Source organism: Bradyrhizobium sp. U87765 SZCCT0048 (assembly GCF_018131225.1).
Classification (GTDB): Bacteria; Pseudomonadota; Alphaproteobacteria; order Rhizobiales; family Xanthobacteraceae; genus Bradyrhizobium_A.
Genome location: NZ_JAFCMM010000001.1, coordinates 1,231,401 through 1,244,092, shown reverse-complemented (window position 1 = coordinate 1,244,092; position 12,692 = coordinate 1,231,401). Strand labels below are relative to the sequence as shown.

Below are 12,692 nucleotides of genomic sequence, written 5' to 3'. Positions count from 1 at the left end.
CATGACCGCACCCGGCACGTACTCGATCGACAGCCTTCGTGAGAAGGCGCGCAGGCGCATTCCGCGTTTTGCGTTCGATTTTCTCGACGGTGGCGCGGGCACGGAGGCGGGGCTCAACCGCAACCGCGCCGCGCTCGAGAGCCTGCGGCTGTTGCCGCGGGCGATGGTCAATGTCGAAGGGCGGTCGCTCGCGACGAGCTTTCTCGGCCGGCAGTGGTCGGCGCCGTTCGGCGTCGCGCCGATCGGCATGGGCAACCTGATCTGGCCGGGCGCGGACGAACTGGTCGCGGCGGCGGCGCGGGACGCGGATATCCCCTACATCCTGTCCACGGCGGGCACCACCGCACTGGAGCGGATCGCGGCGATTGCGCCGGAGCACGCCTGGTTCCAGCTCTATGTCGGCAAGTCACAGGCGATCGTCGACGATCTGCTGGAGCGTGTCGCGCGGGCGGGCTTTCAGGTGCTGGTGGTCACGGTCGACGTGCCGGCGCCGGGCCGCCGGCTGCGCGACCAGCACAATGGCCTCAGCCTGCCGCTCAAGCCGTCGGCGATGTGGGGCATCGAGCTGGCGAGGCATCCGGCATGGAGCTTCGCTGCCCTGCGCAAGGGTGCGCCGCGCTTCGCCAACCTCGAGCCCTACGCCGAGCGCAACGCCAGCGCATCGTCGCTGGCGACCCTGATGGCCGAACAGAGCTCGGGCCGGCTCGACCTCGACCTCGTCCGTGCGATCCGGGCGCGCTGGAAGGGAAAGATGATCCTCAAGGGCATTCTGTCGCCCGAAGACGCGGCGCGGGGGCGCGACATCGGCGCCGATGCGGTGGTGGTGTCGAACCATGGCGGCCGCCAGCTCAGCGGCGCGGCGGCGACCATCGAGGCCCTGCCGGCGATCCGTGCCAAGGTCGGCCCGGACTTTCCGCTGATCTTCGATGGCGGCATCCGTGCCGGCGAGGACGTCGCCAAGGCGCTCGCCGCCGGCGCGGACTTCACGCTGATCGGGCGGGCGGTGATGTATGGCGTCGCCGGCATGCCGGGCGGCGCCGGTCATGCGATCAATCTGCTGAAGGCCGAGCTCGGCCAGACCTGCGCGCAGCTCGGTGTGACATCGCCGGCCGAGATCAACGAGCGCTTCCTGTTCGCGGGCGGCCGCTGAGGCCGCTCAATTTACGCCGCGCAGTTCGACGAACTGGCATAGCAGGCTGGCGCCGATCGGCAGGATGTCGTCGTTGAAGTCATAGGCCGGGTGGTGGACCATCGGCGATTCCGGACCCGTCCCCTGACCCACCAGCAGGTAGGCGCCGGGTCGCTGCTGCAGCATGAACGCAAAGTCTTCGGCGGCCATCAACGGTGGAAACGCGGCCGCAAAGCCGTCGCGGCCGAGTGTGGCCTCGATCGCCGCGCCGGCCTGCCGGCTGGCAGCGGCATCGTTGATCAGCACGGGGTATTCCCGGATGTAGGCGATATCTGCCTGTGCGCCGTAGGCCTGCGCGACATGCTGCACGGTGCGGCTGAACCCGGCCTCGATGATTGCGCGCGCCGCTTCGTCAAGCGCACGGACCGTGCCGGCGAAACGCGCCTCGCTCGCGATGACGTTGTGGGTGGTGCCAACATTCATCTGGGTGACGCTCAGCACCGCCGCCTGCAGCGGGTCGGTGTTGCGTGCGACCAGCGCCTGCAGCGCCACCACCACATGCGCCATGGTCAGGCCGGGATCGATCGTCTTGTGCGGCATCGCCGCATGGCCGCCGACGCCGCGGATCGTCACCTCGAAACGATCGAATGAGGCGAGGGCCGGCCCCGGACGAACCGAGGCCTGGCCGAACGGCAGCAGCGGCATGTTGTGCAGCGCATAGATCTCGTCGCAGGGGAAGCGCTCGAACAGGCCGGCCTCGACCATCACACGGCCGCCGCCGAGACCTTCCTCAGCCGGTTGGAACACGACGACGACGCGGCCGTCGAAATCACGCGTCGCGGCGAGATGGAGCGCGGCGGCGAGCAGCATCACGGTGTGGCCATCGTGGCCACAGCCATGAAAGCGACCGGGAATGGTCGATCGCCACGGCCTGTCGCCGGCCTCGTCCATCGGCAGCGCATCCATGTCGGCGCGGAGGCCGATGCTGCGCGAGCCCGGGCGCCCCTCGATCACGCCAACGACGCCGGTACCGGCGAGCCCGGTGTGAACGGCGATCCCGGCAGCCCGCAACCGGTCGGCGACGAATGCGGCAGTTTCGACCTCCTCGAAGCCGATCTCGGGGCGGGCATGCAACTGCCGGCGCCAGGCGGTCATTTCGGCGTGCCGGGCGACAATCGACGGGATCAGGTCCATGGCGGCATATTCCCTGCAGGATGGCGGTTGGCGTCAGGTCGCGGCGCTCTCGGCGCCGGCATTGATCGCCTTGAAGGAAGCAGCGGTGGAGAACGTCCCACGGCCGATAGCGTAGACTTCACCTTGATCGTCGCTGATTTCGATGTCGGCGACCGACAGCGTCTTGCCCGCCCGCACCAGCCGTCCGGTGGCGATCAGGTCGATCTTCGCCGGCGATTTGAGAAAGTCGACACGGAAGTTCGCGGTCAGAGTCGGGCGGCCGGTCTTCAGGCCGCAGGCGACCGCACCGGCGACATCGATCAGCGCGGCAATGACGCCGCCATGGTAGACGCCGGCATCGGGGAAGATGCTGAGCTTAGGATCATAGGGCAGGCGCAGCACCACGACACCGGCGGCTTCGTCGGCCCGGTCGAGCCTGAGCCCGATGAACTGGTGAAAGGCGGCCGTTTCCACGATGCGGCGGAAGGCGTCGATGTCGAGCATGATCAGGAGACCTCATTGAAGGGGGCGACTTCGAAGGCAAAGGCAAACGCGCCGAGCGCGTCCTTGATGGGCTGCACGCAGGCGGGCGCGGCACGCACCTTGACGAGCAGGCCGTGGCGCGGATGGGGCGCAATGGTGATGGCCGCTGGCTGGTCGAGCCCGGTGATGGCGTGGACGAGGCGTTCGACGGCGCGTTGCGTGATGTCCAGCTTCAGCGGCTGCTTGTGCACCTTGCCCACTGCCGTGACCGGCAGCTGCGGCAGGATGATGATCTCCTTGGGGATCGCGGCGCGCTCCCGGATGCGCCGGGATGCGAAGGCGAGCAGCTCCGCCTCATCGACCGCTGCGCCCGGGCGCAGCTGGACATAGGCAACAGGAACTTCGCCGGCGTAGGCGTCGGGACGGCCGACCGCCGCCGCCAGCGTCACGCTGTCGTGGGCCGCGAGGGCATCCTCGATCGTGCCGGGATCGATGCCATGCCCACCGCGCTTGATCAGCTCCTTGGCGCGGCCGGTCACCCACACGAAGCCGTCGCGATCGACGCGGCCGAGATCACCGGTGTCGAGCCAGCCATCGGCAAAGAAGGGTTGCTCGTCGGCGCTGCGGTTGAGATAGCCGGAGAACACCATGGGGCCGCGGATCGCCAGCACGCCGATGTCCTCACCGGCATCGCCGATGACGTGGCCGTTCGTGTCCGTCCGCATCGCACGGACTTCGCAATAGGGCAGCGGTAGCCCGACCGAGCCCTGCCGGTTGGCGCCTTGAAACGGGCCGCTGGTGACGGCGAGGGTCGCCTCCGTGAGGCCCCATGGCTCGACGACCGGGACGCCGAGCCCGCTGCTCAGGCGCTCGCCGACCGCTCGCGGCAAGGCCGCCGCGCCATTGATCAGGAGGCGGAGGTTGGGCAGGTCGGCGCGATCGGGCAGGTTGCCGGCGAGCTGGGCCATGACCGTCGGAGGTCCGACGACGACGCTGGCCCTTGAGGCGGCGATGGTCGCAGGCAACGCGGCGACGACTCCCTCGCCACGATAGCCGAGCGGCCCGAGGATCGCGAGACTGCCGCCGGCGCTGAGTGGAAACAGCGAGCAGGCGAACAGGCCACCGACATGGAACATCGGCATCGCGCAGAGCACGCGATCCCGCGCGCTGTAGCCATAGCCGAAGCAGGAGATCAGCGCGGCCGCGGCCAGATTGTGTGCTGTCAGCGGCACGAACTTCGGCAGGCCGGTGGTGCCGCCGGTGTGGAATAGCGCGACCTTGTCCTGCGGCGCTCGCGACGGCAGCGCCGGGGCATTGGCGGTCGCGATGGGCAGACGCGCGGTGTCGATCTCGATCAGCGGCAATGCCCGCGCTTCACAATTCGCGCGCAGGATCGCCAGCATCTTTGCCAGCGCCGGCGGCGGGTCGGCAGGCACGAGAACCACTTTGGCGCCGCTCTCCGCGATCAGCGTCATGACCTGCGCCGGTTCGAGGTAGAAGTTTATGGGTGCGAGCGTCGCCATGGCGAGGGCGGCAATCGTTGCCGCGACGGTCGCCGGGCCGTTCGGCAGCAGCGTGGCCACGACATCACCGGTGCGGATGCCGGCCTGCAGCAGCCGGACGGCGATGGCGCGCGCGCCATCGTGCAGTTGTTGCCGCGACGCGGTGGCCATGACGTCGCCGGCGCGCCCGGAAGAAAAGTAGTGAATGGCGTCCGCCTCGCCATCACGGTTGGCGTGCGCCGTGATCATGGCGACGATGTCACGGCCATCGAGACGCCGGTCGAGCGGGACGGCGGCGAAGGCGGCGACGTCGGCGGCTGTCGCGAAACGGTGAGGCGTGCTGGTCATCGGGCCACCATCTTCGCTCAGGGTTTCACGATGACCTTGCCGACTACGGCGCGCTCCTCGATGGCACGCACCGCGGCGATGCCGTCCGACAGCGCGCAGACCCGGTCGATTGGCGGATCGAGCCGTCCCCGGGCGACGAGGTCGAGGCAAGCCTCCTGATCCGCGCGGTCCCAGCCGGTCGAGCCGATGATGCTCATCTCCGACATGAACAGGTAGGGGATGTCGGTGACGGCGGCATAGCCGCCGGTGCCGCCGCAGCACAGCAGCCGGCCGAACCGCTTGACGCAGCGCATCGACGGCGCCCAGGTGTCGCCGGCGGTGAAGTTGACGACGACGTCGACGCCGCCGCCGCGCAGCAGGCTGCCGGTGGTCTCGCGCACATACTTGTCGATCTTGACGGTGCTGTAGTTGATGGCCTCGTCCGCGCCCAGATCCCGCAGCCGCGCGCACTTGTCGTCGCTTCCCGCGGCGGCGATGACCTTGCAACCGGCGAGTTTCGCCAGCAGCACGCAGGCCGTTCCGACGCCACCCGACGCGCCGAGCACCAGCACGGTCTCGCCGGCCTTGATCTGCCCGCGGGTGTGCAGCATGCGGTGCGCGGTGCCGTAAGCGCAGGGCAGTGCGGCTGCCTTGTCGTCCGGCACATTGTCGGGGATGCGCATCAACTGGCTCGCGCGCACGGTGCAGTATTCGGCCATCGCGCCATTGCGCGTTTCGCCGAGCATTTCGAAATTGCCGGTGCTCCAGTCGACGTGATGCGACACAGGCAGAACGCGCTCGCCAATGCTCCAGCCTTCGACGCCGTCGCCGAGCTTGTCGATCACGCCGGCGCAGTCACCGCCGGTGATTCCCGGCAGCTCGACCTTGATGCCGGGCATGCCGCGCCGGGAGAAGATGTCGAGGTAATTCAGGCCGCACGCGCGCACGCGCAGGCGCACCCAGCCGGGCTTGGGTTCGGGAAGCGGCAGGTCGCCATACTGCAGAACCGACAGGTCGCCGTGGGTCTCGAAAAAAACAGCCTTCATCTGCGCCTCAATTCGCTCAATAAATCTTCTTGCATATTCTGCATATGATTGCACAATGTGCAATAAGAGAAAACTACGGAGGGATGACGTCATGTGGAAGCGTGTTGTGTGGGCGCTGGCGATTGCCTGCGCCGTGACATCAAGTGCGTCGGCGCAGAGCAAGCGCGTCGCGATCGCCGGATGGGGCCCGCATCCGACGCTCAACGAGACGATCGCCGGCTTCAAGAAGGGGCTGGCCGAAGGCGGTTTCGTCGAGGGGCGCGATGTGACGTTCGACGAGACCAACGTCAATTTTGACGCGGCACTGATTCCGCAGATGCTGACGCGGCTCGCCGGCGCGCAGCCGGACCTGATGGTGACGGTCGCGACGCCGGTGTCGATCGCCGCACGCAATCAGTTGCGCTCGCGCAGCTTTCCCATCGTGTTCATGCCGATCGCCGATCCCGTGCATGCCAGACTGGTGCCGTCATGGGACACGGGCGATCGCCTGATGACGGGATCATCGGTAGCGCTCGACTATGTGGCAGGGCTGACGTTCTTCAGAGGTTTGCTGCCGGACATGAAGCGGCTCGGCGTTCTCTATGATACCGGTGACGACAGCTCGAAAGCTGCGGTCGACGGCCTGGAGGCTGCGGCCGCGGGCAGCGGTGTCGTCATAACCAAGATCGGCGTCGACAATCCCAACGAGTTGTCGCAGCGCGTGCAATCGGCGGTCGGACAGGTCGATGCCCTGTTCACGGTGGCATCGGGGCGCATCCAGCAGGGCATGGCCGCGATCTCGGCCACTGCCGACCGGGCGAAACTGCCGGTCATCACCTCGATCCCCGATGCGGTGCGTCAGAATTACGCGCTCGCCGCGTTCGCGGTGTCGTTCGCCCAATCGGGCGAGGCTGCCGGCCGCATCGCCGCGCGGGTGCTCAAGGGCGCCGATCCCGCGACCATTCCGCCCTATCGCGCCACGGCCGCAGAGCATGTGCCGCTGATCAGCAGCCGCAAGCTGGCGATGCTGGGGCTCAAGGTTCCGTCCGGCCTTGCCGCCTGCAACTGCCTGGTGGATTGAAATCGATGATCGTCGTTTCCGGTCTACGAAAGGTCTTCAACGCGGGCTCCGCGTCGGAGAAGATCGCTATCGCCGGCCTCGATCTCGAGGTGGCAGCTGCGGACGTCGTCGCGGTGATCGGCGGCAATGGTGCCGGGAAGAGCACACTGCTCAATCTTCTGGGGGGCGGGCTGATCACCGACGCGGGTCGGATCACCATCGACGGCGCTGATGTCACTGGGATGTCCGAGCACGTCCGTTCCAGCATCATCGCACGGGTGTTCCAGGACCCGATGATCGGCACCGCGCCGTCGCTCACGGTCGGCGAGAACATGACGCTGGCCCTGATGCGGGCGGACGGTCGTGGCCTGCGCCGCGCAGTCACTCGGGCGCGGCTCGACGAATTCCGCGACGCGCTCGCCGGCCTGCGGCTCGGGCTCGAGAACAGGCTCGACGCGCTGGCTGGCAGCCTGTCGGGCGGGCAGCGGCAGGCGCTGGCGCTGGCGATGGCGACGCTTCGGCCGCCAAAACTGCTGTTGCTCGACGAGCATACGGCCGCGCTCGATCCACGAACATCTGAACTGGTGATGGAAGCGACCGCGGCACTGGTGCGTCGGGGCAAGCTGACCACGCTGATGGTGACCCACAACATGCAGCATGCGCTGTCCTATGCGTCACGCATCGTGATGATGGATGCCGGACGCATCGTCGCGGATATCGGACAGGAGAAGAATGCGATGACGGTGGCCGATCTTGTCGCGCGCTTCCATCTCACCGACGATCGCATCGTTCTGGCGCGGGCGGGTGCGCGATGATCGGCGTCTTCCTCAATCTCGTTCCCGTGACGCTTGTGCAGAGCCTGGTCTACAGCCTCGTTGCCATCGCGATCATGATCCCGTTCCGCACCCTGTCGCTGCCTGACCTCACGGTCGAAGGCAGCTTCCCGCTCGGCGGCTGCGTCGCCGCGGCGCTGGTGACGGCAGGGCTCAATCCCTGGGCGGGTACCTTCCTCGCCGTCGCGGCAGGCGTGCTGGCCGGTGCGGCGACGGCGATGATCCATCTGCGCCTGCGTATTCCGTCGCTGCTGGCCGGCATTCTGGTCGCGACCATGATCTGGAGCGTCGACCTCAGGGCAATGGGCATGCCGAACCGGTCCGTCGCACCCGAGCTCTCGCTCTATGATACGATCACGCCCGAGATCCTCCTCAGCAACTGGCTTCAGGTTGCCGTGTTCGCGGCGCTCGTCGCGGCCATCGTGCTGGCGCTGATCGGCTTCTATCGCGCCGAGATGGGGTTGTCGCTGCGCTGCGTCGGGGCCAACGCCCGGCTGTCGCCGGCGCTCGGCATTTCGGCGAAGGGCTATATCGTGCTCGGGTTCGGCCTCGCCAACGGTCTCGCTGCCCTTGGCGGCGCGCTGGTGGTGCAGCAGCAGGGATATGCCGACGTCACCATGGGCTTCGGCATCCTGGTCAATGCGCTGGCGGCGCTGATCATTGGCGAAGCGATCGTCGGCCAGGCGTCGATCGAGCGGCAGATCATCGCGCCGGTCATCGGCTCGATCGTCTACTACCAGCTTGTCTCGCTGGGGCTTGCGACAGGACTGCATCCGTCCGATCTCAAGTTCCTGACCGGGGCTTTCGTTCTGATCACGCTCGGACTGCCGCTGCTCACCGGGCGTGCGAAGTTGGCGGGCGGGATATGACCGTGGCGCGGGCGACGGACGAGGGGCGGCGGCAACGCCGCGGCCTCGGTCTGATCGGCGGCATGAGCTGGCGATCGACTGCGCTTTATCATGAGCGGCTGAACCGCGCCGCCGAACGGACGTTCGGCCCTCATGGCACGATCGTGGGGCAGATCGACAGCCTCGATTATGCGGAGCTGTTGTCGCTCGCGTCTCGCGGCGACATGGCGGCAATCGAGGCGCGCCTGGTCGATGCCGCGCGCCGCCTGCGTCGTGTCGGTTGCGAGGTGATCGCGTTGACCGCGGTCACCGCCCATCACTGGCATGGCGCCGTCGCGGCCGCGGTCGACGTGCCCGTGCCGCATGTGCTGTCGGCGGTGGCGGAGAGGCTGCAGGCGGGCGGGCTCGTCGAGGTCGGTGTGCTCGGCACCGCTCTGACGTGTGGTTCGCTGGCCATTCGCAGCCGTATCGAGGACGGCCGACGGCTGCTGTTTCCGGACGATGGCGCGCAGGGACGCGTCGATGACCTGATCCAGCGGATCCTGACGGTCCAGGGCGCCGATGACGCGGGGCGCGACACGCTGGCCGAGGTCGCCCTGACCCTGCAGGATCGCGGCGCCCGTGCCATCGTCCTGGCCTGCACGGAGCTCCCCCTGCTGCTGCCGGTTTCGACGATCGCCCTTCCGGTCGTCGATGCCGTCGCGCTGCACATCGATGACATCTTCGACCACATCTGTGAGTGAAACCATGGCTGACTATCCCATCGCCGAAATCGATCACCTCCTGACTTACGTGCGCGACCTCGACGCCGCCGCCTCGCTGTTCCGCTGCATGGGTTTCACGCTGTCGCCGATCAGCCGCATCGAGCCGATGGGCATTTCCAACCATCTCGTGCTGATGCAACCCCGCACCGCCGGGTTCGCCAACTATATCGAGCTGATGGCGTCGCACGACCGCACGCGGCTGCCGCCGGCGATGGCGCGGACGCTGTCGGGCGGGGAGGGCGTCAAGTCGATGGTGCTCGGCGCCCGTGATGCTCAGGCGGCTCACGCTGCAATGACCGCTGCCGGGTTCGATGCCGGCTCGCCCGTTCATGTGCGCCGTGAATGGGTGGTGGCGCCCGGCGAGTCCGTGTTTCCGGAGTTCGATGTCATTCTGCCCGTCGACACGCCGCTCGCTTTCAACGCCTGTCGCTATTACGATGTCAGCCTCTACCTGCGCCCGGCATGGCTGTCCCATGCCAACACCGCGCGGGGGCTGAGCGGGGTGTTCGCCGTCGCCGACGATCCCGATCGCTGGCGCGCGGATTTCACCGGCTTGTTCGGCGGTGCACGGGATGGCCGGCCGAGCCCCGGGCAGGTCTGGCTGGACGTGTTGTCGCCGGCCGAGGCCAAGCAACGCCTGGGCGTGAGCGCTACCCTTGATGGCGCGGGTGCCCGCTACGTCGGCTACCAGATCGAGGTCGCGTCCATTGCCGCGCTGCGCGCTTGCCTCGAACAGGGTGACGTTAGCCATCGTGTGAACAGCGACGCCGTTTACATCGATCCGGAAATCGGCTTTGGAAACCTGATCGTTTTCCAACAGCACGGACGCTAGCATGGCAAAAAAGACCAAGCCGGCCGGTCGTGGGTCCTCATCGGGCTCACGGCGGTCGGCCGCCTCCGATCGCATCCAGGGAATTCAGTCGGTCGAAATCGGCTTCTCGGTGCTGGACGTTCTCGCCGACAGTCCCGGGCCGTTGACGCTGGGAGAGGCGGCGCGTCGGGCGGGGCTGTCATTGAGCCAGACCCGCCGCTATCTCGTCAGCCTCGTGCGCTGTGGCCTTGCCACCCAGGACGACGCGACCGGTCTCTACGACCTGGGATCGCGGGCCCTGCGTGTCGGCCTTGCAGCGCTCGCCCGCGTCGAGGCCATCGACCTCGCGACGGCTGCGCTCAAGGAGCTGGTGGCGCGCACGCTGGAAGGTGGTACGCTCGCGGTCTGGGGCGACGGCGGCCCGACCGTGGTACGCTGGTTCAGGGGCGGCGGCATTGGCGTGACGTCGCTGGGGCTCGGCACCGTCTTTCCGCTGTTCGCCTCGGCCACGGGACATGTCTTTCTCACCTACCTGACCGAGGACAACACCCGCGGGCGCCTCGAGCGCGAACTCGGCGCCAGGTTTCTCGCGTCGCCCGAGGGGCGTCGGGCGGTCGATGGCGTCAAGGCAAAGGTGCGCAAATCGGGCTTCGGCTGGCTCAAGGGCCATTTCGTCGAGAATATCCGCGGCGCCGCGGCGCCGGTGTTCGACTCCCAGGGTGAACTCGTGGCCGTGCTCGCCATCGCCGGCCCTGATGGTCAGGCAACCGACGGCGATCCGTCGGTGCAGGCGCTGGTCGAGGCCGCCGCGCAAGTCTCTCGTCAGTTGTGCTTTTCAGGAATTCCACGCGTGAACCAGAAATGAGCGATGATCCGACGGTCTTTACTCTCACAGTGCCGATCACGGGTCCCGCGGCGGCCGATCGCGACTGGGCAACCCAGGCGCTGGGCCTGATCGAGACCGACCAGCGGCGGTCCGCCGACACCCACCTGCTGCACTTCGATGCGCCGGCGCTGAAGGGCTTGTCGATCTATCTCAAGGATGAATCGACCCATCCCACGGGCAGCCTCAAACACCGTCTGGCGCGGTCGCTGTTTCTTTATGGCATCTGCAACGGCCGTATTCGCGGCGATACGCCGATCGTCGAGGCCTCGTCCGGCTCGACCGCGGTGTCGGAAGCCTACTTTGCGCGGCTGCTCGGCCTGCCGTTCTATGCGGTGATGCCGGGGAGCACGTCGCGCGAGAAGATCGAGGCGATCGAGCGCCAGGGTGGGCACTGCCACCTCGCGCAGCGTCCGTCCGAGATCTATGCCGAGGCGACGAGCCTCGCCGAGCGCCTGAAGGGCGTTTATCTCGACCAGTTCACGTTCGCCGAGAGAGCCACCGACTGGCGCGGCAACAACAACATCGCTGAGTCGATCTTCCAGCAGATGAGCGGCGAGCCGCATGCGGTGCCTGCCGTCATCGTGATGAGCGCTGGCACCGGGGGCACGACCGCCACCATCGGGCGTTACATTCGCTACAGGCGTTTCAGCACCCGGCTGTGTGTCGTCGACGTCGAGAACTCGGTGTTCTTCGATGCCTATCGGCAAGCCGACCGCGGCGTCACCAGCGACCTGCCGTCGCGCATCGAAGGGATCGGCCGGCCACGCGTCGAGCCGTCGTTCCTCAGCGAGGTGATCGACGAGATGATCCGCATTCCGGACGCGGCGTCGCTGGCGGCGATGCGGGTGCTGTCACGCCGGCTCGGCCGCAAGGTCGGCGGATCGACCGGCACCAATTTCTTCGGCCTGTGTCTGGTCGCCGCGCGAATGCAGCAGGCTGGCCAGGAGGGGTCCCTGGTGACATTGATCTGCGACGGTGGCGACCGCTATCTCGGCAGCTATTACAACGATGGCTGGATCGCCGCGCAGAATCTCGGTCTGGGCCCCTATGAGCGGGCGATCGACCGGTTCCTCGACGGGGAACCACTGGTTGTTGAAACCGTTTAGCTTGGTCGCGGCGCGGGAACGAACGCCGGCGTTGCTGGTTGGGGTGATCGCCATACGCTGCCTGACCCAGAGTGGGTTCCACGCGGATGGTGTTGCAGCCGCGGCAAGCGGCGCCGAATCGCGAGGAGATGCCCGTGTCCTGGTCCGACCGTTTCCCCGAGCCAATCGTCCTGTCCTCCGGCACCTGCCTGCGCACCTTGCATGATGCCAAGGTGTATCTGATGAACCTGCCGCGCCCCGCCGACGCCGAGCAGGACCGCGTGCTGCATGATGCGATCGAGGCGTTGATGCGGGCCGGGGAGAATGAAGCCTGCCTCATGCACGGCCATCTCGGGGTGATGCGGGTCGTGGGCGGCCTCGCTGTCGTGCCACAAGGTCATGCGACCATCGCGCCATTGTCCTGATCCGTCCCTTGACCGACGGTCCCCGAAGGGCCGCTGTCAGGTCGATCGGCGAATTCGACGAATGAGGACCGCAGCGGGGCTCATTTCACCGGCACGCTGACACCGGTCTTCACCCGGTTCATCGCGACACTAGGTGTGTAAGTCCTTGGGTGTGGTAGTGCTTGACGTTCCTGTTCTCGAGGAACAGGAGGCGGCCCCGGCCCTCGTATTCCTCCATGGTCGAGACCATCAGCACCAGCAGGAAGTCGTTTGCGCCGGTGACGTCGTAGCACTGCTGCACTTCCGGCACCGACGCGAACCATGGCCAGCCGCTTCTGGGGATCGATCAGGAGATGTTGGGG

Annotated in this window: 14 protein-coding genes; 9 read left to right on the top strand and 5 right to left on the bottom strand. The window is 67.3% G+C overall.

What is annotated here, in order from left to right; translation table 11 throughout:
• Position 1: 1 nt before the first annotated feature.
• Positions 2-1,150: an alpha-hydroxy acid oxidase gene (locus JQ639_RS05355; protein ID WP_211971014.1), complete on the top strand. Its 1,149-nt coding sequence runs from the start codon at positions 2-4 to the stop codon at positions 1,148-1,150.
• A gap of 6 nt (positions 1,151-1,156) precedes the next feature.
• On the opposite strand, the gene JQ639_RS05350 is transcribed toward JQ639_RS05355, so the two are convergent.
• From JQ639_RS05350 to JQ639_RS05335, 4 genes are read right to left on the bottom strand one after another with little or no spacing between them, the layout of a single operon-like run.
• Entirely contained in the window at positions 1,157-2,323 is a 1,167-nt protein-coding gene (locus JQ639_RS05350; protein ID WP_211971012.1) for a M20 aminoacylase family protein, read from the bottom strand.
• A gap of 33 nt (positions 2,324-2,356) precedes the next feature.
• Positions 2,357-2,806, bottom strand: a complete 450-nt coding sequence (locus JQ639_RS05345; RefSeq protein WP_211971010.1) for a PaaI family thioesterase — start codon at positions 2,804-2,806, stop codon at positions 2,357-2,359.
• A gap of 2 nt (positions 2,807-2,808) precedes the next feature.
• Positions 2,809-4,635 (bottom strand): AMP-binding protein, encoded by a 1,827-nt coding sequence (locus JQ639_RS05340; protein ID WP_211971008.1) that lies wholly within the window; start codon positions 4,633-4,635, stop codon positions 2,809-2,811.
• Positions 4,636-4,652: 17 nt separating this feature from the next.
• Positions 4,653-5,660, bottom strand: coding sequence for a quinone oxidoreductase family protein (locus tag JQ639_RS05335; RefSeq protein ID WP_211971007.1), 1,008 nt, complete (start codon positions 5,658-5,660; stop codon positions 4,653-4,655).
• Between the two features lie 91 nt (positions 5,661-5,751).
• On the opposite strand from JQ639_RS05335, the gene JQ639_RS05330 reads away from it, so the two are divergent.
• The 8 genes from JQ639_RS05330 to JQ639_RS05295 all read left to right on the top strand — a co-directional run bounded on the left by JQ639_RS05330 (position 5,752) and on the right by JQ639_RS05295 (position 12,351).
• Positions 5,752-6,720, top strand: a complete 969-nt coding sequence (locus tag JQ639_RS05330; protein ID WP_211971003.1) for an ABC transporter substrate-binding protein — start codon at positions 5,752-5,754, stop codon at positions 6,718-6,720.
• Positions 6,721-6,725: 5 nt separating this feature from the next.
• Positions 6,726-7,514, top strand: coding sequence for an ABC transporter ATP-binding protein (locus JQ639_RS05325; RefSeq protein ID WP_211971001.1), 789 nt, complete (start codon positions 6,726-6,728; stop codon positions 7,512-7,514).
• Complete coding sequence (locus JQ639_RS05320; RefSeq protein ID WP_211970999.1) at positions 7,511-8,401, top strand: ABC transporter permease; 891 nt, start codon at positions 7,511-7,513, stop codon at positions 8,399-8,401. Before JQ639_RS05325 ends, JQ639_RS05320 begins: the two co-directional genes overlap by 4 nt.
• Entirely contained in the window at positions 8,398-9,123 is a 726-nt protein-coding gene (locus JQ639_RS05315; RefSeq protein ID WP_349644802.1) for an aspartate/glutamate racemase family protein, read from the top strand. Before JQ639_RS05320 ends, JQ639_RS05315 begins: the two co-directional genes overlap by 4 nt.
• On the top strand, positions 9,095-9,976 hold the full coding sequence (locus JQ639_RS05310) for a VOC family protein (RefSeq protein WP_211970995.1): 882 nt from the start codon (positions 9,095-9,097) through the stop codon (positions 9,974-9,976). Before JQ639_RS05315 ends, JQ639_RS05310 begins: the two co-directional genes overlap by 29 nt.
• A 1-nt stretch (position 9,977) precedes the next feature.
• The gene (locus tag JQ639_RS05305; protein ID WP_211970993.1) at positions 9,978-10,820 is read left to right on the top strand and encodes an IclR family transcriptional regulator; all 843 of its coding nucleotides are present in this window, start codon (positions 9,978-9,980) and stop codon (positions 10,818-10,820) included.
• The gene (locus JQ639_RS05300) at positions 10,817-11,947 is read left to right on the top strand and encodes a PLP-dependent cysteine synthase family protein (protein WP_211970991.1); all 1,131 of its coding nucleotides are present in this window, start codon (positions 10,817-10,819) and stop codon (positions 11,945-11,947) included. The genes JQ639_RS05305 and JQ639_RS05300 overlap by 4 nt, the downstream gene beginning before the upstream one ends.
• 86 nt (positions 11,948-12,033) lie before the next feature.
• Entirely contained in the window at positions 12,034-12,351 is a 318-nt protein-coding gene (locus JQ639_RS05295; RefSeq protein ID WP_211970989.1) for a hypothetical protein, read from the top strand.
• Positions 12,352-12,469: 118 nt separating this feature from the next.
• Here the strand turns inward: JQ639_RS05295 and JQ639_RS35225 are convergent, their stop codons facing one another.
• A complete protein-coding gene (locus JQ639_RS35225) occupies positions 12,470-12,586 on the bottom strand; it encodes a hypothetical protein (protein ID WP_371745191.1) in 117 nt (38 codons plus the stop codon).
• Positions 12,587-12,692 lie beyond the last annotated feature (106 nt).